Below are 22,589 nucleotides of genomic sequence, written 5' to 3' on the forward strand. Positions count from 1 at the left end.
GGAACGACTAAAGCCACAGGCACGGCGGAACTGTGATGGGGGTAGCGAGGCGAGGCTTTCGTAGAGCATCTCCCGAGGGTGGTGACAGCGACTTTCTACACCGCTATTCTATTCGTGCAAGAGGTCTACTCTCACTCTAACGCGCCCCAATGCTGGACTGGAAGGAGATCCGTGTCCAGTTGGGCTAATCAGCATTTTTCCACGGTGGCCAGCGCTCCTTGAGCCATGACTCGCGACCCAGACTCTAGGTTTTTTGCTTGAATTACAATTGAGTTATATGGTCATTGAGGTTAAATCTAATGAGCACCTCTTCTTATTCCGATCGCGTTGCCCAGCGCCGGGCTGGGATTGGCAAATTTGCCAAACAACAACCGGACGTGATGCGCGCCTTTCGGGAGCTGAACCGGGTTGGGGGCGAGGCCCGATCGCTCGATGCCAAAACCAAAGAGCTGATTTCCCTGTCAATCGCCGTGGCCCTGCGCTGCGATGACTGCATCGGTTTCCATGCTCAAGCCTGTTTGAATGCTGGCGCAACGCCGGAGGAAATTTCAGACGCGCTTGGTGTGGCGATCGTGATGGGAGGCGGCCCCGCGCTGATGTATGCCAGTCATGCGATGGATGCGGTGGCAGAATTTAGCGCGGCGGCAAAATCGGGACAGTAGTTCGGCCCTGGGTTGCGCCAGAGGTTTGCTCAGCGAAAAGGTAAGTTTTCAGACCCAAAAGCCCGATCGATTCCTTGAGAGTCGATCGGGCTAATCGTCATTGGATTGATCGCGGACTAGGCCCTAAACGCTGGGCCCAATTCGCGATCGAATTGACCATGACTAGTCGATTAGAAAAACCAAAAACGTTGCTTCCCCGTTGGCGCGGCGACCAGCAATGACCAATCCTGACATAACATCCCCATCACCAATCTTATGAATCGTCAGTTCGATCGTGCTTGGGTCATCATAGGCGGCAGCTAGGGCCCGTTGACCTGCTGCGGCTTCGTCGATGTTGTCCGTAATTAAATAAGCAAGATCTTGCGCCCGGTTATCGCTGAGTGATCCCAGCTCTGAGACAATTGCTCGGGTTGCATCAATTGAGCGCCCGTAGACTAGTGTCCACTCGTTTTGGTAAGCCTCACTCCAGCGATCACCCACGAAAAACTCATACTTTCTCAGAGCTGCATAGTTGAGGTCATCTTCTGGCTGTAAGACCTCATAAAAAACAGCACTGCCAAAGCCTTCTTGACTAGGAGCACCATAGATTGCTTCCAAATCAGTCACATATCCGGGCAAACCCATGAACGTCTTCTCCGTAACCAGTAAAGAGGGAAATTGCAACCCCAAGTGAACCAACCTCGTGAATCAATTTGCATTCCCCCCGGTTCTTGTCTTCTTGAAATTCAGATTCAATACCGATTGCTCTGGGAAGACAAAGAACCATGCTGATTCATGATTTCTTGATGGTGTATTTTGCTGCTTTGATGAAATTACCAAGAAAAATCGGCTCTTGCAATCCCTGTCATCGTTTCAAAGCCAAATTGATTTGTTGAAGGTATTATTGCCATGATCAATTGATACAGAATTGAATCGCTTGCTTGTATAAACAGTAACTCTGAGAAAATAATTCAAAATAAATCTGAGGAAAATTTAAACTGAAATTTGGCTTTGAATCTATATCAATAAAAATCAAGCAATTGATCGATGACTGAGTAAACTTGAATACCTGAATATATGTCTTTAACTAAAATTTTGACCTCTGAAATAGCAAAGGCTGATCGAAGTCAACGCCCATTGAGGCCAAGGCTTGCTATTGATAGGGCTGTCATTAAGATGACTCGCTTTCGCCGCAAGGACTCACTGATCCCAAGCTGCGATCGATCCTGAAGGGACGTTGACTGGATCGCTGAACTGAACCGGAACTGACGGTCTGAGGATTAGCCCAAGGCGAACTTTAAACGCATCATCAGGCGGGGAATGTAGGTATAAAACCGATCATGGCGAAGCTGAATCGCATCAATGCTGCAACTGCCGCAATGGACTCCTGGCGGCGGAACGGCAATCCGCTGCACCACTTGATCGGAAACGCCGGCCCAGGGCAAGTGACCCACGGGACTTTGCAGGGAGCGGTTTAATTCCGACTCGTTGCGCCAATCGCTGCTGATGAAGTCCTGTTCGGTGCGGGGGGCGGCGATTTTCCAACCGACGTGATCGCGGAAGTTGTTCACGGCCGCTTCCAGGTTGGTGGGATGGGCAATGGTGGCCGCTTGCCAGAGCCGCAACTGCACGCTGAGTCCAAAGCGGCCGTTGCTGGCCGTGAGCCAGGCTTGGTCAATTTCGCGAATCAGGGCCGGGTCAGTTAAGGCGGGGCCGGCCGGTGGCATGGTGGCAGATTCGGGGGCTAACAGGCGGCGAGTGAGGCGATCGGCCTCGATCCAGTTTTGGGCTTGCAGGTGGGTTTGGAGTTGGGCAATCAGTTGGCGGGCCGCTGCGTTGGTGGCTGGGGTTTCGGTTTGGCAAGTCCCAATGGTCGATCGGGCAAATTTGCCAGCTCCGAAGTAATGCACAATCTGGATTTGTTTGGGCTGGCCGGCCACGGGTCGCAAGCTGACGTAAAGCCCATGGGCCGAGGCGGGTGCGCCATAGAGCCGATCGCCATTATTGGGTTGCGCGCGAAACTCACCATCAAAGGGCAAACGGGAAAAGTCCGCATCGGGAGCCAATTGCCGATAATCCTGAACCACGGCGTTTCGGATCAGGGTTTGCAGATGCCCGTTGCGGGTTTGTGTCAATACCGTGAGGGTGAGGGGAGTTGCGCCGGAAGATTCGGGCCCCGCTACTGGCCCCGCCACTTGATAGATCAAGGTGGTGTTGGATCCCCAAGTCGCCATGGTTTCGCAGGTGAGGCGGGTTGGGTTGGCTTGGGTTGTACTGGCTTGAGCTGTGCTGGCTTGAGTCGTGCTGGCTTGAGCCGTGCTGGTTTGGATTGTCGTGACGGGAATCGCGTTGGTTGGGCCTGCGTTGGCCAGAGCCGCGATCGGGTGGGTGGCGGTGGCCATGAGAGCCAGGGTGAAAGCATGGCCCCATCGCTGGAAAAGCGCGAGTTTCAACATAACGGAATCACAAAATGACGGAATGGCAAGCAATTGGGTTCGCTATCCCTGTTATCCGTTCCGTTAGCGCTTGACTCAGGAGCAATGGACGCTTCCTGAAGTTGATCGCCATTAACGGGCGATCGGGGGCAGGTTGCTGAAGTGGTTATAAGCGGCGCGGGAATAGTCGCGGATGGCTTCGGCAGCCTTGGGATCGTTGGGGGCCCGCTCTGCCAACACGGCAATTCCGTAGCGACGGCCGTTGGGGGTGTCTACCAATCCTGTGTCTGCCAACAGCTTGGCCAACGTGCCGGTTTTGTGAGCCACTTCGCCACCTTTGCCAATGCCCTTTGGTAGCAGGCTGTTGGCCACCGTGCCGCGCATGATGCTCAACAGCCGATCGCGCGATCGCATGGAAACCAATTCGCCCCGGTTAATCAATGCCGTTAATTGCACCAAGTCCCGAGCGGTGGTGCGGTTCAAACCGGTAATGTCCGGCAGCAAGTCGCGGATATTTGTGCCCTGTAGTCCCCAGGATTGAAACCGCTGGTTCAGGGGACCAGATCCGCCCGTGCGGGCCATGATCATGTTGGTGGCGGTGTTGTCGCTGATCACGATCATTTGGCGGGCGGTGTCGATCGCGGAAAATTTTTGGCCCGGCTTTTGATATTGCATCGTGCCCGCCTCGGGAGCCACAAACCGCGCCTCCATGGTCAGCATTTCATCAAGGCGAATTTTGCCCGCATCCACATCCTGAAAAAAGGCCACTAGGATCGGCACTTTGATTGTGCTGGCGGCGGCGACCGATCGGGTATCGTTCCAGGCGGCAAAATCTCCCGTATCCAAATCCAAGGCAGCCGCATGAAGAATCAGGCTGGGATAGCGAGCGGCAATTTTTTGAAACTGATCGCTCAAGGGGGCGATCGGCTGGCGAAAGGCGGATCCCGGCGGCGGCAACGCGGGGCTGGCCAGTTGTTTTTGGCCTTGGCGCACCACTTGGTTAATTTGTGTGCCAGCGGGGGAAGCGGTTTGGCGCATGGCCGGATCAAAGGCCATCAACACCGTGCCCACGATCGCCCCTAAACCGGCCCCCACAATCAAGGTGCGCAAAGCCTGTAACCACAGAGGGTCACCCTTGCTGCGGCGAGTGGGTGGTCGGTCTGGGGCTGTTGGGCGGGGCCGGGGCGATCGCCCGTTGGCCTGGCCCGGTTCCGGGGCGGTGGGCCGGGTCAGCCGATCGACCGTACTTTGCAACCAATTTTGGCGAGCGGGAGGCCGAGCACGGGAACGACGCGCACCGGGCGGCGGGGGCACAGCAGCCAGGGGCCGAGGGGCAGGCAAAGGGCGAGGGCGATCGGGCGGTTGGGGCATGGCAAGTTCGGTTTCAGCCCAAAATTTGGCGGCCATCCCGAGCCAATCTCAAGATCGGGATGGCTGGCATTTTACTGGCCAGAGTTGGGGCGCGGCAAATGGTCGATCGCCCAATTCAGTTGTTTAATGGCTCCCCACAACAGCGCCACATCATTTTGGGAAGGATTTGCTCGCTGCAAGATTCGCCGCAATTTTTCCATGCGACTGCTGGCCGTGTGGGGATACAAAAAGCCCGATCGCAACAACAGATCTGCCAAATCTTGATGAAAATGCTCCACTTGCTCAAACGGGGCCAGGGCGATCGGCTCGGGGGCAACTTGGGGGCAAGGAGCAACCTCGGGGCCGGGGCTGGTTTCTGGGGCTGGGCGGGCCCACTCATAGGCACAAACCGCCACCGCTTGGGCCAAGTTCATGGAGGGATAGTCATCGCTGGTGGGAATGCGGATGAGTTGTTGAGCATATTTCAGCTCGTTGTTGGTTAAGCCCCGATCTTCTCGCCCAAAAACCAACGCAGCCGATCGCCCGGCCCGCAACCAAGGCAAGGCCGCCGCTGGTTCCCGCACCGGCACAGGAGAATCCCAATCTCGCCCGATCGTGGCTCCAACCCGATCGCACCCGGCCAAGGCCTCGGGCAAGGTGGCCACCTCGATCGCCTCTTCCAACAAATCCCGCGCGTGGATGGCCATTTGCAGGGCTTCGCGCCCCAGTCGATCGCATTGGGGATTCACCAACACCAGCCGCCGCAACCCAAAATTCTTCATCACCCGCGCGACGGAACCCACATTCAGCGGCCCGGCCGGTTCCACCAGCACGATCGTTAAAGACATGGTTCAAGAAAGGTAAAAATCAAAAGGCAAAAGGCAAAAGGCAAAAGGCAAAAAACACAGAGAAATAGAACGGCTAGCCCAAATTTTCCTTTTTCCTTCTCCCTTCTTCCTTTTTTCCCGCACCCTAGGGGCCCTGTAGCCGTCGCCAAGTCCATTGGCCGTCCGGCTGTCGATGCCAACGCAGCAGTTGGGCCGGCGACTCGCCACCGTAGGGATCCGCCGACTCGGGCAGCCGACCCAGGGCCCGACGCGGAGCAATGGTGGCCAGGGCGATCGCCTGTTCTGGGGCGCAAAGTTGCCAACGAATTAGGTTCAAAACCCCCTCCAACAGGCTGAGGGTTGTGCCCGACAAAGTGCCATCGGACAGGCGAGCTGTGCCGTTTTTCACCTCAATGGTGCGCTCATCCCAAGGATAGATTCCGTCGGGCAACCCCAAGGGAGCCAAGGCATCGCTCACCATAAACAGCCCCCTGGGGCCCTCGCTGGCCCGCAACAACACTTGCAACATGGTGGGACACACATGCACCCCATCGGCAATGAAGCCACAGCGCACACCCGATCGAACAATGGCCGCACCCAACAGGCCCGGTTCCCGGTGGTGCAGTGGCGGCATGGCATTAAAAGCATGGGTGACCATGGTGGCTCCCCGATCGAACGCGGCCATGGCTTCCGCTGCCGTGGCCTGGGAATGGCCAAGACTGACGGTGATCCCACGCGATCGCAGCCAATCGATCGCCTCGCCCGTGGGATCCAATTCCGGTGCGAGGGTCATCTTGGCCACCTGGGCCGCGTGGGAGCCAACCACCGCCGCCACCTGATTGACCGTCAGGGGCAACAGGAATTGCTGTGGATGGGCCCCGCGCTTTTGTGGATTCAGGAACGGCCCTTCAAGATGTGCGCCCCAAATTTCCGCCCGATCACCCGCTGGGTACTGGGTTCGGTAGTCCTGATAGGCCGCCAGCGTGGTCAGGCTTTGGTGAACTTTCTCGATCGCCGTAGTCACAATCGTGGGCAAAAAAGCTTGTACCCCTTGCCGCCACAGCAATTGGCAAATGCGATCCACTTGGGGCAAGTCGGCCAAGGTCAGGTCTGGAAAGGCCAAACCCAAGGCCCCGTTAATTTGCAAGTCCACCCCACCGGGCGAGAGCCAATCGCCATGCAGGTCGATCGCATCGGCATTCAGCAGCGTGTCCGCCCGATCGCCCACTCCAAAAATTTTGGGATCATGGGGGTCAATTTCCGCCACTAACCCCCGATCGTCGCAGGTCAGGTCATAGAGTCCCGGTCGATCGATCAGTCGGGCGCGGTGGATGCGTCGATTTTGCCAATGAGTCATCGATCAATCATGATTGGGTGGCTTTGGCGGAAGCTCAGAAACTGAAGCTCAAAAATCGAGTCTAAATCGGGTCTAAATCGAGTCTGAATTGAGTTAATCACACCAGCTTGGTGCTGTGCGATCGCGCCAACGCCTTAAATTTGAACAGGTTAACCGACTCTTTCCCCCTGCACAACCATGGCCACCACCGCCTCCCCCCTGATTGGCATCATCATGGGCAGCGATTCCGACCTGCCCACCATGGAAGCCGCGATCGCCGTTTGCGAGGAATTTGGCATTCCCACCGAAGTGGCGATCGTCTCTGCCCACCGCACACCCGATCGGATGGTGAATTATGCCAAAACCGCCGTTGATCGGGGCTTGAAAGTGATTATTGCAGGCGCAGGCGGCGCAGCTCACTTACCCGGCATGGTTGCCGCCCTGACGGTGTTACCGGTGATTGGCGTGCCCGTGAGCACCCGCCAACTCAGTGGCGTAGATTCCCTGTATTCGATTGTGCAAATGCCGGGGGGGATTCCCGTGGCCACCGTCGCGATCGGGAATGCCAAAAACGCCGGTCTGTTGGCAGTGCAAATGTTGGCGGCCCATGACCCAGAACTGCTGGCCAAGGTGCAAGCCTATCGGGACGGCCTACGGCAAATGGTGGAAGACAAACAAGCCCAGCTCGATCGCCTTGGTTACCGGGCCTACCTGCAACAGGGCTGAGGAAGCATGGCTCGATCGCTTCGGAATCCTGGGCGAAGACATCAATCGCTTCATTTCCTCATTTTCTCCGTGGTGGCAACAGGACTCGTATCAAATTTGACTTCTAAAATTTTCCCAAAAACATAAAACCTGAGTCTCTCTTGTGCCGGTTAATCATCGGTGAACACATGCCCTATGGTCTGAGTTAGTGATCGGCTTTTGAGAGATACGCATGATTTCAGGGGCGATCGGGTCTGGGATGGTCGATCGACCATCCCCCGTGGATTACTTCGCTCCTTGCATTGATCGCGATCACTCAAGGTAATTGATATTTTGATGGCCATGACGTGATTGGGATCATGCCCAATTAATAAGTTTAAAAATTTGATAAAGTTTCGTCTGATCTTGTGCTGTTCCTAAACTTTTCATGAACAACCGTTCGATCATCGCCGAGCTGGTGTGCTCAAGGGACAACCACAAACTCCACACTCTCCACAGCCACGTTCTCCACAGCCTTCTTTCCCTGCGAAAGATTGTCACGCTCTTGCCTTTTCGCCAGGACTGATCCTTATCAAAATCAGACTCTGAACGTGCTGATTGGGTTCCCCGTCTATCACTCTATCTGACCCCTCTGATGCGCGGTTTGGTCGGGGTTTTGAGACTTTGGATCACTGATTTTAATCGTCTTAATTAGTTTGATTTATCGCAAGATGTCCGCGAGAAATAGCCTGTGAGGGGCCAGCCCCTTGAATGGTTAAGCTCCTTTTTTAATTGATGGTTTAACCCCCAATTGCTGAGACCCATGATGAAGCTGCCTGGCCAGTTTGGCAACCGCAGATCAGCGACTTCTGACCGCTCATGACTTATAGATTTGTTCTGTTTTTATCATTTTCAATTGTTTTTTTGTCAAATCATGTTCGCTTTGATACGAAAGGCTTCTGTTTTTTTGATGATCTGTGCCAGGATTCGTTTAGAGGTTCTCGTGATTTTTAATCAACTCCACTACTCACAGATTTTTGACACATTCCTCAATCAATTCCATCAAGTAACTGAATCGCGTACTCAATTTGATGATGGATAGACTCCTAACCCGATTCTGGCTTTAGTGCTGGCTGACTCTTAGCTCTATTGGAGATGAATTTAAGGTCAGTTATAGACAGATTGAAAATCATCAATGCATCATCCCAATTTCTTGCCATTTTCTTTTGAAATCAGTGGTTTCAAGTCCCATAAAAGCGGGAATAATTATTTGGGAGGACTTGCATTTAGCAATGATTTTGATCTCCAATTCATGTCTGAAAATCGAACTGAACTTCAGGTGCTCCAAGGACTTGTCCGTGAGGTATCTATGGGAAATCTAAAGGGCCGGTGCAGGATCTGACTTGGTGGCGTTGATTGCCGATTCTGTTGTTGTCATGCTGGTAATAATTATGACGGAGTTTGAGGGGGGAAAGGGGGATGCAAGGGCTGTTGGCGGAGAGATGGAAAGGGTGCAGAGGTTATGGAGCGATTGTCGGAGGTCAAGCCGTTTGCGACTGGTTTGCAATCGCAGGGAGTGCAGTTGGTAATGGATCAAGAAACTGCTCAAGCGAATGAGCGGGCCCTGCGAACCTTAGAGCGGGCAATTGTGTTGTCAGAGGGTCAGTTTTCCCTGGTGTTGGTGCGTTGTAGTTATGAGCGCTTGCGCCAGAGTGTGTTGGATTGGGTGGCCGATCGCTCGGGGGAGGGGCAGCCGTTCGATCGGGTGACTTGCCTGGTGGTTCCGCCCACTATCAAGACGCTCTATCCGTTGGTGGCGGCGATTTCGGATCCCTGTCCGCCCCGGGCGGTGATGGTGCTGGGGCTGGAGATGGCGGAGTCGCTGGATACGGTGTTTGCGCTGGCGAACCAGATGCGCGATCGCTTCAAGCAGTTGCCGTTCCCGATCGTGTTGTGGCTGACGGATGAAAGCCTGGACAAGCTGAAGCGGGTGGCTCCGGATCTCAAGAGCTGGGCCGCCACGCCGGTTCGGCTGGAGATGGACACGCAGGGGGTGATTGACTTTTTGCGGGAGCGGGCCAGTCAGGCGTTCGATCGGGCCTTTGCGGCTTCGGCGGGCTATTCAATCTATCAACTGCCGCCGGCCTTGGCGGAGGCCCGCCACCGGCAGGAGCTGGCGGCGGCGCGGGCGGACTTGGCCAAACGGGGCGTGCAGTTGGATGTGGATTTGCTGGCTAGTGTGGAGTTCCTGGAAGGGTGGACGGCCATGGGCCGGGGGGACTATGAGCTAGCGCTGAAGATGTTTGGCCATGCGTTGGACAGTTGGCAAACCTTGGCCCAAGCCTTGCGACCAGCGGCCGCCAACACCAACGCCAACGCCAACACCAACGCCAACGCCAATGAGCCACCGGCCGCTGCGAACACAGAGGGGGCGATCGCCCTGCCCCGGTTGCCCATTTCCCCGATCGAAGCCCAAGTGCGTTCAGGCCTGTTGCGGTTTTATGTGGGGTTTTGCCATGCACGCTTAGCCCTGGGCAACAGCAATCCCGTGGAATTGCCGGAAAGCCAGTCGGCCCGGGCCCAGCGTTGGCGACTGGCTCGGGAAGCGCTACAGGCCTGTGCGGATTGTTTCGCAGCGCTCGATCGCCCCGATCTCACGGCCAAGTTCATTGGGTCACTGGGGGAAGTGCTCCAAGAACTCCACGATTGGTTGGGGCTGGAGCAGTTGGCCCAGGTGGCAACGGCGCTCCATGGCGCACCGGATCATCCGGGGAACCGGGCTGAGTTGGCTCGGGACTGTTGCTTTTTGGCGGAAGTGGCCCTGGTGCAAACCCGCTGGGAACAGGCCTGCGAGTGGGCGGAGCGGGCCTTGAACCATCTGTCCCATGCCAGTGCCCATGACCCAACGGCCCTGGGGCCCGATCTGTTGCGGGCGGTGCGGTTGCGCCAAAGCCAAGCTTGGTTTCTGTTGGGGGAAGCCAATTGGCATTTGGGGCGTTCTGGTTTAGCCATCAGCCATTTGGAGCGGGCCCGGGCCACGGTTTGGAACTTCGAGCAACCCCAGTTGACGGTGCGGTTGTTGTCGCGGTTGCGGGAGGTTTATTTCCAGCAAACTCGCTACCTGGATGCGTTCCGAACGAAGCAGGAACTGCGGCGCGTGGAACACCAATGCAGTTGGTTGGCGTTTATTGGCGCGGGCCAATTGCAACCGCAACCGGCGGCCCTGGTGGACGATGGCATGGTGTTGCCGGTGGCGGCCCCGGAAATTGCCGCCTCTGGCCGACAAAAGGATGTGGAAAATTTGATCGCTCGCTTGGCCCGGGCCGATCTGAAGCTCACGGTGGTGCATGGCCATTCGGGGGCGGGCAAGAGTTCGCTGCTGAAGGCGGGTTTGGTGCCGGAGTTGCATCGGCGGGCCTTGGGCGATCGGGATGTGTTGCCGGTGACGATCGAGGTTTATACGGACTGGATCGCAGCCACGGAAAATGCCCTCGATCGAGCGGCTGACCAAAAGGGTCTCGACAATGATCGCACTCTCACCACTTGGGATGACTTGGCGATCGAGGCAAATATTGCCCTGCCCAGTTTGGATCTGTCGGTCAACAGCCAAGCACTGCGGTTGCGGGCCCTGCTCGATCGGCTTCAGCAGTTGAGCCAGCAAAACTTCGCCATCATTCTGATCTTTGACCAGTTTGAGGAATTGTTTTTCCACTGGCCCACGGTGGTCGATCGCCAGCCCTTCTTTGAGTTTCTGCGCGATTGCTTGAATGTGCCCTACGTCAAACTCATCATCTCCATGCGGGAAGATTACCTGCATTTCTTGCTGGAGTGGGAACGGGCTACGGACTTGTCAATCATTGATGACAACGTGTTGGCGCGCCAGGTTCGCTATTACGTGGGGGACTTTTCACCCGCCGATGCCCGTGCCACGATCCAAAGCCTCACGGAGCGATCGCGCCTGGGCCTGGAACCCGACCTGATTGATGCCTTGGTGGGCGAATTGGCCCGCGAAACCGGTGAAGTCAACCCGATCGAGCTGCAAGTGGTGGGGGCCCAACTCCAGGCCGATCGCATCGTCACCCTGGCCGAATACCAGCGGGAATATGGCTCCAAAGAAGTGCTCGTGGAGCGCTACTTGGAAAACACCATTCGCGACTGCGGCCCCGAAGGCGAAAACATCGCTCGCCAAGTGTTATTCCTGCTCACCGCCGAAAATGGCACTCGCCCCCTCAAAACCCGCACCGAGCTAGCCGTTGAACTGGGAGCCAGCGATGGGCAACTAGAACTGGTGTTGAACATTTTGTCCGGAGCCGGTTTGGTGGTCATGTTCCGGGAGTCCACCGCCGACTTCTATCAACTGGTGCATGACTACCTCGTCACCTTCATTCGCCAGCAGCGCCAAGCCGACGAGCGGGCCCGCTATCGTCTCACCCAGTCCCAACTGAACGCCATCCTCAAAAAACGAATTCAGGAACTCTATGCTGCTGGCGCAGTGCTCGGAATTCTGTTTTTGTCGTCCTCCAGTTTTGCGGTGTTGTTGGGGGCCGATGAGATCAGCGCCCAAATTGATGCCAGCACCGCCGTTTCTGAGGCCCTGATTGGTTCCAACCAGCCCTTTGAGGCCCTGCTCTCGGGTCTTCAGGCCTGGCAGCAACGGAGCCAACGTCAATGGCTGCTGTGGGCCAAACCCAACGCCCGCTTGGCCACGGAGTTGAAGGTGGGAGCCAGTTTGCAGCAGGCCCTCAAGCATGTGCGGGAGGTGAACCGAATTGAAGGGCGCTTGGGCCATGTGGAAATAGTTTGGGACGTGAGTTTCAGTCCCGATGGGCAATTGCTGGCCACGGCCAGCAGCGATCGCACCGTGCGGTTGTGGCAGCGCAGCGGAGAACCCCTGGCGGACAACCAAGGGCGACCGATCGCGCTGAACCATGAAGGGGCTGTGACCAACGTGGTGTTCAGTCCCGATGGGGAATTGTTGGCCACCAGCACCGGCAAACGGGGAACCGCGGGCAAATTGCGGCTGTGGAACAGGACGGGCAAATTGGTGCGGGAATTGGGTGAACATCCGGCCCGCATCAACAGCGCCGCCTTCAGTCCCGATGGGCAACTGATCGCCACCGCCAGCGACGATCGCACCGTGCGCCTGTGGAACCTTCAGGGCCAAGTGGTGCGCCAACTGACCACCCACGGCGGCCCCGTGCAATGGGCCAGCTTCAGCCCCGATGGGCAACTGATCGCCACCGCCAGCGACGATCGCACCATCAAGCTGTGGAACCTGGACGGCCAAGAACTCGCCACCCTTCGCGGCCATGGCAACAGCGTCATGAATGTGACTTTCAGCCCCGATGGTCAATTCCTCGCCTCCGCCAGTTTGGATAAAACCATCCGCATTTGGACTCGATCGGGCAAACCCGTGCGCATGTTATCGGGACACCGGGATGGTGTCTTAAGCGTGGCCTTCAGTCCCGATGGGCGCTATCTGGCTTCCACCAGTGAAGACAAAACCATTAAATACTGGACGTTTTGGGGCAACCTAGAACAAAACTTCGCCGGCCACACCGATCGGGTCACCAGCGTGGCCTTCAGTCCCGATGGGTCCACCCTGGTCACCAGCAGCTACGATCGCACCGTTCGGTTTTGGCGTTTGCAGCCGGAATCGATCACCCAAATTACGGCCCACACCGATCGCATCTATGGCGTAGACATTAGCCGCGATGGGCAAACCATCCTGTCCGCCAGCCGCGATCAACAGGTGAAACTGTGGGATCGCAACACCTACCGCCCCACCCATTTCCAGGATCCCGGCGGTGGGGTGCGAGTGGCCGCCTTCAGCCCCGACAGCCGTTGGGTTTTGGTGGGCAGCAACGATGGGCGGGTGCGGCTTTGGTCGCGATCGGGCCAACTGCAACGGGTCTTTGCCGATGAACTGGTGCTGCGGAACAGCCCGATCGAATCCAACAACATTTCCAGCGTGGCCTTCAGTCCCGATGGCAAACTGATCGCCGCCACCTATCGCAGTGGTCGCGGTTACTTGTGGCAACCGGACGGCAAACAGGTGGCCGCCTTCAAGCTCACCTCCAGCGACGATCGCGCCAAACGACTCAACAGCATCACCTTCAGCCCTGATGGCCGCATCCTGGCCACGGGTGGAGATGATGCCCTGATTCGGCTTTGGACGTTGCAAGGGGAACCCATCCGCACCCTCGCGGGCCACAGCAGCTTTGTGAATGATGTCACCTTCAGTCCCGATGGGCGTTACATCGCCTCCGCCGGGGACGATAGCACCGTCCGCCTGTGGAGTGCCAACGGTTCCCTGCTGCAAGTATTGGGTCACGGGGATGCGGTCAACAGCGTGCGGTTTAGCCCCAATGGTCAGTTTTTAGCCGCCGCCAGTTGGGATGGCTCCGTGACCCTTTGGAGTCTGGACGGCAAGATGGTCAAGGTTTTTCGGGAGCACAAATCCGGCGTGGGCGGCGTGCGGTTCAGCCCCGATGGCAAGCTGCTGGTCTCAGGGGGGTTTGACCAGCAGTTGGTGATTCGCGATTTGGACTTGGAAAACTTGCTCGATCGCAGTTGTCGTTGGCTTCAGGATTACCTGCGACCCAAGGGCGAAGCGGCGGGCAACTTGACGCAACTGGCGCGGGCCTGCCGCAATCGCTTTCGCCCCTAGTCGATCCATCTAATCCAGTCCAGCTCATCAAGCCAATCAAGCGAATCGATCCCCAGCAAATCGATCCCCAGCAAATCGATCGACTGGCAAATCCAGCCCTTGCTACTGAATCGACTAAATCGACGGCCTATCCAACACCAGATCCCGCGTATCCCCTAGGGCAGCATCGTGGCAGCGGCGGCTCGCATCTTGGAAAGGGCAGTCCGTTCAATTTGGCGAATCCGTTCCCGGGTGAGGTTCAAATCTGCCCCGATCGCCGCCAGTCGGGCATCCCCTTGAATTAGACCAAACCGCCGCATCACCACCAGTCGCTCCCGTTGATCCAACAGGCCCAACAGGGTCACCAATGCAGCGCGATCGTCCACCGCATCCAACACATGATCCAGATTCACACTGGCATCGGGAATCAGGTCGATCGCATGGTCAGAATCGCAATGATTCGTCAGCGGCGCATCCAAACTCTTGGGCGGCCGACCATAGGCTAGCAACGTCTGCAATTCCGTAACCGTCAGCTCCATTGCCGCCGCCACCTGTGCCGTGGTGGGCGGGTGGCCCAACTGCCCCGACAGTTGAGCCGTCACCTTCCGCACCTTGCGCAGGCGATCGTTCACTTGAATCGGTAGCCGAATCGTCCGGCTTTGGTTGGCCAAGGCCCGGGCCACCGCCTGCCGAATCCACCAAGTGGCATAGGTGCTGAACTTGTAGCCCAAGCGCTCATCAAATTTTTCAGCGGCGCGATCCAGCCCCAAGCTGCCCTCCTGAATCAGATCCAGCAAATCCAGGCCCCGACCGGTGTAGTGCTTGGCAATGGACACCACCAGCCGCAAATTAGCCGCCACCAGCCGCGCCTTGGCCTGCCGCCCTCGCCGGGCGATCGCCTTGGCCCGCGCAGACTGGGGCTGATCTCGATCGCGCAGGGATTGCCAAGCCCGAATGGCTGCACCCAGTTCTCGCTCCTGCTCCGTGGTGAGGAGGGGAATTCGCCCAATTTCCTGCAAATAGACGCGCACCGTGTCAAAGTCAAGGGTTTTACGCATGATCGTGAGTGCTTCTTGCTTGCGACTTGCCGAAAAAGACTGCTAGCAATCCTCAGTCATCCCCAAAGGCAGCTCCAGAGATTGCCCCACAGACATCCCCACAGACATCCCCACAGACATCCCCACAGACATCCCCACAGGCAGCCCCGCGAGAACGGTCACTGAAGGACCAGTTTGTAACGACAGCTTGGTTAATAGCGTTCGCTCTGGAGGTGACTTTGATTGGCGACTTCGATTGGCGACTTCGATTAATGTACAATATTCGTACAGATATCACAAGGCTAAAATCTGCGTAAAAAATCCTCAACGAAAAACCCTCAGCCCAGAACCCTCAACGAAGCCGATCGCCCTTGAGGAGAGGGTAATCATGACTTTGAGCGTGGGTTCGAGCATGTTCAAGGATGGATATCCCCTCAGCGAGAAGGTAGTGAGCATCGATCGCCCTACTCGCTGGTTGAGTTAGCTGGTCACAAGCACTCGATCCGAATCATTGGCCGCAGCCGCATAAAAAGCGCCAAATCACAGCACTCAATCCAAAAGCCAAATCCAAAAGCCAAATCACCCAATAAAAAGCGGGAGCCATCATTCACTGGCTCCCGCTCCGTCATCTCTACCAATATTTTTTTGCAACAAATTTTGCAACCAAAAGCTGAGGGGATAGACCATCCCCGCTGGCAAGCTTCTACAGGTTGCCGCCCCGGAAGGCCAAAATAAACACAATCACCGGGCCGGCAATCACTAGAAGTGCCAACGTGGTCAGTTGCCCCACCACCAACCAGTTAATGCCGCCGATCGCATCCGTCAGTGCTTCCATAGTCTTCCCAGTCCCTTTAGGTCTTGAAATCGGTTTTGAGTCGTTTTTTGAGTCATTGATGATCTGAGACGCTCTGAATCATGAATGACTCGTTGATTCTCTGATCAGGGTCTGATCATGGGCCGAGTGGCTGGGCCAAGCTGGTTTCTAAGCCAGATGTTGCCACCCATCATTGCGAAAAATCGATTCAATTATCCTACGGTTGGCGACTCGGGAGATTTAAGAAAGTTTACAAAAATCCATCTCGACTCCCATTAAGCGGCTGGGGTTGTCTGCGGGTCGGCCGTGGGCCGGCGAAGTTGACCCGATCGCCCAATCCCCATCGAGCCTGAACGCATCCGTTTGATAGAATATCTCCGTTCGGGCGCTCGCTCGGTGGCATGGCCTGAGCGCGCTGTGTTGGAAAATACGGAAAAATCCTATGACGATCGCCTTTCAACTCGTTCTTTTTGCGCTGGTTGCGTTGTCGTTGGTCTTGGTTGTGGGTGTGCCAGTGGCCTATGCACTGCCCCAAAGCTGGGATCGTTCCAAGCCCTTGCTGTACCTGGGTTCCGGTGTTTGGTTCCTGTTGGTGATTGCGGTGGCCGTTTTGAACTTCTTTGTGGCTTAGGGTTCGATCGCAGCCGCTACCACAAGTCAAACCAATACCAATAGCAATTCAAGCAGTAGCCCTGAGCCGCTGTGCAAGGTTAAAAGTAAGGTTGATGGGGGCGATCGCTTGCCCCTAATTTGTTTTGGCCAAATTTCTTGGCAAACTGAGTTTCTTGGCCAATTGAGTCCAGTTTTGAGTGCAACATGGCTGTTTTTGAAGGAAGTTTCGATCGCGCTGGATCACAACGATTTGCCATCGTTATTGGCCGCTTTAACGACCTGATCACCAGCAAATTACTGGCCGGTTGCCAAGATTGCCTCAAGCGCCATGGGGTGGATATTGACCCCCAAGGCCGCCAGGTTGACTATGTTTGGGTTCCCGGTAGCTTTGAAATCCCCACCGTTGCCCGCCAATTGGCCCTCAGTCAGCGTTACGATGCCGTGATTTGCCTGGGCGCAGTGATTCGCGGCCAAACGCCGCATTTTGATTACGTTTGCGCGGAAGTTTCCAAAGGAATTGCCGCTGCCAGCTTCCAAACCGGTGTGCCGGTTGTGTTTGGCATTGTCACCACGGACACGATGCAACAGGCTTTGGAGCGGGCAGGCATTAAGAGCAACTTGGGTTGGAACTATGCCATGAGCGCCCTTGAAATGGCGAGTTTGATGGCACAGGTGCGGACGGTGGCTCCGGCGGTTGACGCACCCCCGATCGCCCTAGGATCTTTGCCTCCCACCCTCTCGGAAGCCTAAAACCCCCAAACCCAAATTGTCGTGTGATTGGTCGCGTGTTCGATCGTGTGATCGATCGCGCGATCAATCGTAGGGGCGGGGATCTCCCCGCCCAGCCCCCGCAATTCCTGACGTTTCCGGTGGTGGAGTGGACAGGTTGGAAGCGATCGCTCGGGTCAGGGTTGGGAGATCCAACCCCTACGGCGACGGAATTGATGACACCCCTTAAGCCCCTTGTTTGGGTTGATCGATGGGGCTTGCAAAGCGGCAACCTGCACTTTTCAGACATTTCCTAAGCACCGATCGCCAGACCTGTTTTGCAAGGAATCTCTCGTTCGATGGCGGCACTGAACAAGCCATGATCAACCAATCATGATTAACGAGCATTAACGGGTATTAACGGGTAACAATTTGTTCGATCGCCTGCTTCAGTTCTTCGGCGCTGAGATCCGTGATCACAAAAACTTCTTGAATCGTTTTACCCTTGCGTGCGATTAACTTGTAGCCGCCTCGGATCGGTACGGAAACTTTGAGCTGTAATTGGGGGCTGTTGCTGCGACCATGGGAGAGCACGGCCGGCGTGATGGTGCTGATGCCCGTCACTTGGGTTAGCTTTTCCAAAATCGGAATCAGCCCATCCAAATGAGTGGAATGGTTCCAAACCAGCCGCCCTGAAGTTGGGGCGGTTTTGGCTTTTTTGGAATTTTTGGGAGACTGATCTGGCTCGGGCGATCGGGGGCTGGCTTGGGGGGCAGGAATGGCGGCGGTGGGTTGTTTTTTGGATTTTGCCATGACGTTGGGCGCTGAATTTAGGCGCTTTCTAGGGGAGCCATGGTTAGTCCTTCGCGGCTCAGTTGTTGGTGATAGAGTTCTGCTTGTTCTTGGGGGCCAACCCAAACAATGGCTTGTCCTTCGTTATGAATTTGATAGGTTAATTTCCAAGCCCGATCGGTTGTCATATTTGGAATATATTTCGACAAGCAATTGGCGACGTGATTGAAAGTGTTCACGTCGTCATTCAAGACAATTACTTTATAGTTTGGATAGGTTTTGCGGACGGTTTGATCGGTTCGTTCAGGAGTCTTGACCGGGGCTGTGGTGGCAGCCCGATGCAATGGTTGAGGGGCGAGCACAGCAGTCATAGGGGCGATCGAGCGGTAGTTTTGCGGGGACAGAAAGCAGCGATCGGTTGAGCCAAATACGCAATGATCAGACTGATGCAAATTGTAACAAAATGATTTGGATTCGCGGCTCGATCGCGCCACTAGCGATCGCCCGCCCGATTCAATGCCAAATTCAACAATTGCTCGGCAATGCGGCGAGCAGCTCCGGGCGGGCCCAACCGTTGCCGGCCATTGTCGATTTTGGCCTGCCATTGGGTTGAATCTCGAAGTAATTGCTCGATCGCCCCCGGGAGTTCCGTTGGCTCCTGAATCCAAGTGACGGAGGGGCCCAACAGGCGGGTTTGGGCTTCCGCAAAAGCGGGGGTGAATTGGGGCCCGTTGCCCGACAGCGTAATGGCCGGTTTGCCCAAGCCCACCACCTGTTCCGTGGCAGTGCCGGCCGTGGCGATCGCGAAGTGAGCCGCCTTGGCCCAATCCCAAAACCGATCGCTAGCCAGCTCCAACTGGGCTAACTCGTAATGCCATTGTTCCCCGGTGCTCGATCGCCAGCCGGCCTGCTGAAGGGCCTGCTGAAGCGGCGCATGATCGATTCCAGGGGCGATCGCCGCCTGCAACATCACCACCCGTTGGGCCAAATCGGGCCAGGCTTGCAACGCCGTCAGCATTCGTCGCCAATTGTCCAGCACCTCTGGAAAACGCGACCCCGGCAACAGCAACACGCGCAGGGCTGACCCCGGCTCCGGCCGAGCGCAATCGGGCAAATCGCCCGTGAAGCCGTCCATCATTGGATTGCCACAGTCAAAGGTGCGATCGGGCAGCCAGCGCCGCAAAATCTGAGCCGTCATTGTGTCGCGCGGGAACAAACCCCGACAGCGCGATCGCCCCATCAACCACCGTTCCCAGGGCAGATAAACCGAACCCGACCAGCCCTCCCAACGCCGGGCCCCCAAAAACTGCCCTTGACTATCCCGCAGGTAATATTCCGATTTGGCCGTGCCCACAAAGCCATAGGGTGCGCCGCTGGCCCAAGCAAACAACAGGGGCACAATGTCACCCACCGCCAACACCAATAGCGGTTCTTTGCTGGTTGCCCGGTGTGTTTGCACCCACTGCCGCACCGATCGCCACTGTTGCCAAGTCAGGCCCACCAGCCCCCCGCGCATGTCCCGCAGCAGTTGGCCCGCATCCATATAAACAAAACCGCCCGATGGCAGGGTTTTCACTTCGCCAATAATCGGGAGTCCGGCGCGTCGGTAGGCGTTTCCTTCTCCCACCAGTGGCAAAGCGAATCGATCGGGCTGGGTGGGCAACTGTGCAAAGGCTTGCAGAATTTGCACCGCGATCGCGTCTTCACCATGGCCATTGCTGATGCACAGAAGCTTCATGGCACGAACCGATCGGTCAGCCGTTTTGGCACAACAACATCCATCAGGATCATTCAGCTCAAAAGACTAGTTAGCTCAAAAAAACTAAGCTCAGAATCAAAGCGGGCGGCGGGAATCGAACCCGCAACGACAGTTTGGAAGACTGTAGTTTTACCACTAAACTACGCCCGCGAAGGCTGGTGGTTGGGTTTTTGGCAACCCGGGCAACCATTCTATCAGAGCCAAGGCCGATCGCACTGCCTCCGGTCAATTTAATTTCGGTCTGGCTTTGGCCACCTGATCGGGGGTTATGGCCAATAAGAGGTTCAGACTCCTTGCGACCTTGCGATCGCGTGCCGGTGCTGTCTCCAATTACCCGTTTTTTTAGGTGACAGTTTCTCCAACCGCTGCTGTGCCCATTCTAGAAAAACCACGGCGGGGATGAGGGGTGCGATCGCCCCAAACCAGCGGCTAGATTGTGGCCAGGTGTTCTGCAATCTTGGTTCATGAAGTCCTGGCCGCCGTTGACTGACTATCGCCGCGCGTTGGATCGGTTGCCGATCGACCGGCCGTTGACCCCAGCGGAAGCGATCGAACTGCTGGAATTGCGCGATCGGGTGGCGGCGGAACTGGCCCAGACTCCCGATCGGCTCACTCCGGCACTGGGGCGGCAATTGTGGTGGTTGGATCTCGAATTGCGCGGCTGGAGCGATCGGCTCCTGGCCGCGTTGGAGTCCGCCCCCGCTGATCGCCAAGCCGAGGTCGATCGCCTGGTGTATGCGCAATCGCTCACCCCCAGTTCCCAACGGTGGGAACGATTCGACCCATTTGCCAATGTGCTGAGTGCGGTCTTTTTGACCGGCTCAACGGGCTTGCTTGTGGATATTGCCGCCAAGTTTTTTGTGCCGGGGGTGGATTTGTTTGGGTCGTTGGCCGTGGCAGGGCAAAGCGCGATCGCCCTGGTCACGGGCCGCACCCTGGTGACGGAAACGGGCCAAACCTGGCTGAAACGGCAGCTCATTCGCTATGGCATCGGTGATCGCTACTGGCAAGAGGCGGGCTGCTTGGGTTCCTTAGCGCTGTTGGGGTTGCTGATTGCGGTGCGCCAAGTGGGATTTCCGTTGCTGGCGGAACAATACACCCGCTGGGGCGAAAAAGCCTACAAAGAGAACCGCTTGGCCACGGCGGGGGAATGTTATGAGCGGGCACTGTTGTTTCAACCTGAGGCGATCGAAGCACGCTACCTGGCGGGGCGGTTGGCCGATGAAGTCAGCGAACCGGAACAAGCCCAACAGCACTATCGATTAGTCCTGAAAAACCCGCCAGAGAAAACCGCCAGCTCGGAAGATTGGCAATTTTATTTGCAAGCGTCTAGTAACCTGTCGCGGCTGTATCTGTTGAAAAAAGACCCGGAACAGGCGGCGGTGATTGCGCAGTTGGCGCTGCGGGCTAGCGCACCCATGCCCAAGGATCCCGCCTTGGACGATGGGCTTTATGGTCTCTATAAAAATCTCGGTTGGGCCCGGTTTGCCCGGGGGCGCTACGAGGAGGCAGAATCGTGGCTGGAAAAGGCGATCGCCCTGGAACCTTTCATCAACCGCTCCGATCGCGCCGCCGCGGCCCATTGCCTGATGGCCAAAACCTTGGATGGGTTGCAGGACTATCGATCGGCCTTGCCCCATTGGGAACGGTGCGCCAACGACGCGGCCCAACTGGGCACACCGGAGGGGGATGCCTGGCAAGGGCAAGCGGGCGATCGACTCGATCAGCCCAACGCCCAGCCGCCGAAGTCTGCTAATCCTGCCAATTCTGCGTACTAGCTCACAACCATGATTCGACCTCGCCTGTTGTTGCTGACCGGTTGCCTGCTGAGTGCGATCGCCGCGATCGCCCCGGGCTATCCCGCGATCGCCCAAACCAGCTACAGCCTTGAGAGTTGGCAAGGGGACGTGAGATTGACGCGATCGGGGCAGCGAGAACAGCGACTGACGCGCCGAACCAATCGATGGTTGGACACGACCGATCAGTTGCGGCTCCAGGGGCGGCGCAGTTGGGTCGATGTGCGCTGTCCAGGGCGGCCGAGGGCGGTGCGCTGGGATGAAGTGCGCCAATCGCGATCGGTGGCGGAGATTTGTGACCCATCCGACACCATTACCATGAGCCGGAGCACGGACACTCGCAACGGCGACTCGGACTTGTGGAAGATCGCAACTTGTGAGTTTGCCCCCAAAACCTACTTTCTGCCCCGGCTGGAGTTATTTTCCTGGCCCAGGGTGGACAATGCCCGCCGCTATCGGGTGGAATGGGTCGATCTCGATCGAGCGGTGGTGATTTGGCAAACCAGCACCACCGCCAACCAACTGCGCTATGGTGGCCCCCGCTTAACCGGTCGGCGCTATGGCTTGCGGGTAACGGCGATCGGCGCGAACAATCAGCCCATCAGCACCTACACCCTCAATCACGTTTTGCCCCTGCCCAATGAGTGGGCCCCAACTTTTGCGCGCGATTGGGCGGAAATTACGGGCGATCGCACCCTAATGCCCGATGGTCAGCGCTGGGCCCGGGTGGATTTGGCCCTGTCGGTCAGTCGGACGGAGGACGATCCGGAACTGTGGTGGACGGTGGTGCAGGAACTGTCGCCGGAAGCCGATATCAGAAATCCCACGGCGCATATGCGTTTGGCGTTGGCCTATTTGTATCTGAATCGGGGCAAGGAGGCGCAACAGATGGCGCGGCGGGCCTTGGCTGCAATAGGGAGATCGCCTTCTGCGGCGCGGGCTGAGGCGTTGATCATGTTGGCGAAGGCTTCGACGGTGATTAACGACCTTCCCGAAGCGATGCGGGCGCTGACGGAGGCGCGATCGATCTATCAAGGGCAATCAGAAACCAGCCAAGTGGAAGCGATCGAGATGGTGACTGAAGACCTCCGCGATCGCGCCACCACGCCTTGCAACCAATCACAGTGATCGCCGTGGCTAGACTGGGAG

The 22,589-nt window shown here is 56.9% G+C and carries 18 protein-coding genes and 1 tRNA gene; 8 read left to right on the forward strand and 11 right to left on the reverse strand.

Going from position 1 to position 22,589, the window contains the following annotated elements:
* Positions 1–299: 299 nt before the first annotated feature.
* Positions 300–662 (forward strand): carboxymuconolactone decarboxylase family protein, encoded by a 363-nt coding sequence (locus VPK24_RS12745; protein WP_393013878.1) that lies wholly within the window; start codon positions 300–302, stop codon positions 660–662.
* Between the two features lie 162 nt (positions 663–824).
* Here VPK24_RS12745 and VPK24_RS12750 read toward each other — a convergent pair whose 3' ends face one another.
* The 5 genes from VPK24_RS12750 to nagA form a co-directional block, all read right to left on the reverse strand.
* Positions 825–1,325 (reverse strand): hypothetical protein, encoded by a 501-nt coding sequence (locus VPK24_RS12750; protein ID WP_393013880.1) that lies wholly within the window; start codon positions 1,323–1,325, stop codon positions 825–827.
* A gap of 596 nt (positions 1,326–1,921) precedes the next feature.
* The gene (locus VPK24_RS12755; RefSeq protein ID WP_393013882.1) at positions 1,922–3,097 is read right to left on the reverse strand and encodes a GUN4 domain-containing protein; all 1,176 of its coding nucleotides are present in this window, start codon (positions 3,095–3,097) and stop codon (positions 1,922–1,924) included.
* Between the two features lie 111 nt (positions 3,098–3,208).
* Positions 3,209–4,483: a serine hydrolase gene (locus tag VPK24_RS12760; RefSeq protein WP_393013884.1), complete on the reverse strand. Its 1,275-nt coding sequence runs from the start codon at positions 4,481–4,483 to the stop codon at positions 3,209–3,211.
* A 35-nt stretch (positions 4,484–4,518) separates the two neighbouring features.
* Complete coding sequence (locus tag VPK24_RS12765) at positions 4,519–5,274, reverse strand: RNA methyltransferase (protein ID WP_393013886.1); 756 nt, start codon at positions 5,272–5,274, stop codon at positions 4,519–4,521.
* Positions 5,275–5,398: 124 nt separating this feature from the next.
* Positions 5,399–6,610 (reverse strand): N-acetylglucosamine-6-phosphate deacetylase, encoded by a 1,212-nt coding sequence (gene nagA, locus VPK24_RS12770; RefSeq protein ID WP_393013888.1) that lies wholly within the window; start codon positions 6,608–6,610, stop codon positions 5,399–5,401.
* A 177-nt stretch (positions 6,611–6,787) separates the two neighbouring features.
* Between nagA and purE the strand changes: the two genes are divergently transcribed.
* A complete protein-coding gene (gene purE / locus VPK24_RS12775) occupies positions 6,788–7,315 on the forward strand; it encodes a 5-(carboxyamino)imidazole ribonucleotide mutase (RefSeq protein ID WP_393013890.1) in 528 nt (175 codons plus the stop codon).
* Positions 7,316–8,861: 1,546 nt separating this feature from the next.
* Complete coding sequence (locus tag VPK24_RS12780; RefSeq protein WP_393013892.1) at positions 8,862–13,943, forward strand: WD40 domain-containing protein; 5,082 nt, start codon at positions 8,862–8,864, stop codon at positions 13,941–13,943.
* Between the two features lie 155 nt (positions 13,944–14,098).
* Here the strand turns inward: VPK24_RS12780 and VPK24_RS12785 are convergent, their stop codons facing one another.
* On the reverse strand, positions 14,099–14,980 hold the full coding sequence (locus tag VPK24_RS12785; RefSeq protein ID WP_099532927.1) for a sigma-70 family RNA polymerase sigma factor: 882 nt from the start codon (positions 14,978–14,980) through the stop codon (positions 14,099–14,101).
* 682 nt (positions 14,981–15,662) lie between these two features.
* Positions 15,663–15,794, reverse strand: coding sequence for a photosystem II reaction center protein Ycf12/Psb30 (gene psb30 / locus VPK24_RS12790; protein WP_099532928.1), 132 nt, complete (start codon positions 15,792–15,794; stop codon positions 15,663–15,665).
* A 421-nt stretch (positions 15,795–16,215) separates the two neighbouring features.
* Between psb30 and psbZ the strand changes: the two genes are divergently transcribed.
* The 3 genes from psbZ (at position 16,216) to VPK24_RS12805 (ending at position 17,410) form a co-directional block, all read left to right on the forward strand.
* Positions 16,216–16,404, forward strand: coding sequence for a photosystem II reaction center protein PsbZ (gene psbZ / locus VPK24_RS12795; RefSeq protein WP_099532929.1), 189 nt, complete (start codon positions 16,216–16,218; stop codon positions 16,402–16,404).
* 185 nt (positions 16,405–16,589) lie between these two features.
* Positions 16,590–17,135 (forward strand): 6,7-dimethyl-8-ribityllumazine synthase, encoded by a 546-nt coding sequence (ribH, locus tag VPK24_RS12800; RefSeq protein ID WP_099532930.1) that lies wholly within the window; start codon positions 16,590–16,592, stop codon positions 17,133–17,135.
* 35 nt (positions 17,136–17,170) lie between these two features.
* On the forward strand, positions 17,171–17,410 hold the full coding sequence (locus VPK24_RS12805) for a hypothetical protein (protein WP_393013895.1): 240 nt from the start codon (positions 17,171–17,173) through the stop codon (positions 17,408–17,410).
* Positions 17,411–17,510: 100 nt separating this feature from the next.
* Here VPK24_RS12805 and VPK24_RS12810 read toward each other — a convergent pair whose 3' ends face one another.
* From VPK24_RS12810 to VPK24_RS12825, 4 genes are all read right to left on the reverse strand, one after another.
* Positions 17,511–17,780 (reverse strand): DUF2103 domain-containing protein, encoded by a 270-nt coding sequence (locus VPK24_RS12810; protein ID WP_242027903.1) that lies wholly within the window; start codon positions 17,778–17,780, stop codon positions 17,511–17,513.
* Positions 17,781–17,923: 143 nt separating this feature from the next.
* Positions 17,924–18,256, reverse strand: a complete 333-nt coding sequence (gene clpS, locus VPK24_RS12815; protein ID WP_099532939.1) for an ATP-dependent Clp protease adapter ClpS — start codon at positions 18,254–18,256, stop codon at positions 17,924–17,926.
* Positions 18,257–18,378: 122 nt separating this feature from the next.
* Positions 18,379–19,623: a lipid-A-disaccharide synthase-related protein gene (locus VPK24_RS12820; protein WP_393013897.1), complete on the reverse strand. Its 1,245-nt coding sequence runs from the start codon at positions 19,621–19,623 to the stop codon at positions 18,379–18,381.
* 100 nt (positions 19,624–19,723) lie between these two features.
* A tRNA-Gly gene (locus VPK24_RS12825) sits at positions 19,724–19,794 on the reverse strand.
* Between the two features lie 314 nt (positions 19,795–20,108).
* Between VPK24_RS12825 and VPK24_RS12830 the strand changes: the two genes are divergently transcribed.
* Both VPK24_RS12830 and VPK24_RS12835 read left to right on the forward strand, forming a co-directional pair.
* Entirely contained in the window at positions 20,109–21,422 is a 1,314-nt protein-coding gene (locus VPK24_RS12830; protein WP_393013899.1) for a tetratricopeptide repeat protein, read from the forward strand.
* Between the two features lie 9 nt (positions 21,423–21,431).
* The gene (locus VPK24_RS12835) at positions 21,432–22,568 is read left to right on the forward strand and encodes a tetratricopeptide repeat protein (RefSeq protein WP_393013900.1); all 1,137 of its coding nucleotides are present in this window, start codon (positions 21,432–21,434) and stop codon (positions 22,566–22,568) included.
* Positions 22,569–22,589: the final 21 nt, after the last annotated feature.

This window comes from Limnothrix redekei LRLZ20PSL1 (assembly GCF_043235035.1).
Classification (GTDB): Bacteria; Cyanobacteriota; Cyanobacteriia; order CACIAM-69d; family CACIAM-69d; genus CACIAM-69d.

Coding starts and splice junctions, on each gene's coding strand:
- VPK24_RS12745 (WP_393013878.1), top strand. CDS start 300: ATGAGCACCTCTTCTTATTCCGATCGCGTTGCCCAGCGCCGGGCTGGG.
- VPK24_RS12755 (WP_393013882.1), bottom strand. CDS start 3,097: ATGTTGAAACTCGCGCTTTTCCAGCGATGGGGCCATGCTTTCACCCTG.
- VPK24_RS12760 (WP_393013884.1), bottom strand. CDS start 4,483: ATGGCCGCCAAATTTTGGGCTGAAACCGAACTTGCCATGCCCCAACCG.
- VPK24_RS12765 (WP_393013886.1), bottom strand. CDS start 5,274: ATGTCTTTAACGATCGTGCTGGTGGAACCGGCCGGGCCGCTGAATGTG.
- nagA (WP_393013888.1), bottom strand. CDS start 6,610: ATGACTCATTGGCAAAATCGACGCATCCACCGCGCCCGACTGATCGAT.
- purE (WP_393013890.1), top strand. CDS start 6,788: ATGGCCACCACCGCCTCCCCCCTGATTGGCATCATCATGGGCAGCGAT.
- VPK24_RS12780 (WP_393013892.1), top strand. CDS start 8,862: ATGGATCAAGAAACTGCTCAAGCGAATGAGCGGGCCCTGCGAACCTTA.
- VPK24_RS12785 (WP_099532927.1), bottom strand. CDS start 14,980: ATGCGTAAAACCCTTGACTTTGACACGGTGCGCGTCTATTTGCAGGAA.
- psb30 (WP_099532928.1), bottom strand. CDS start 15,794: ATGGAAGCACTGACGGATGCGATCGGCGGCATTAACTGGTTGGTGGTG.
- psbZ (WP_099532929.1), top strand. CDS start 16,216: ATGACGATCGCCTTTCAACTCGTTCTTTTTGCGCTGGTTGCGTTGTCG.
- ribH (WP_099532930.1), top strand. CDS start 16,590: ATGGCTGTTTTTGAAGGAAGTTTCGATCGCGCTGGATCACAACGATTT.
- clpS (WP_099532939.1), bottom strand. CDS start 18,256: ATGACTGCTGTGCTCGCCCCTCAACCATTGCATCGGGCTGCCACCACA.
- VPK24_RS12820 (WP_393013897.1), bottom strand. CDS start 19,623: ATGAAGCTTCTGTGCATCAGCAATGGCCATGGTGAAGACGCGATCGCG.
- VPK24_RS12830 (WP_393013899.1), top strand. CDS start 20,109: ATGAAGTCCTGGCCGCCGTTGACTGACTATCGCCGCGCGTTGGATCGG.
- VPK24_RS12835 (WP_393013900.1), top strand. CDS start 21,432: ATGATTCGACCTCGCCTGTTGTTGCTGACCGGTTGCCTGCTGAGTGCG.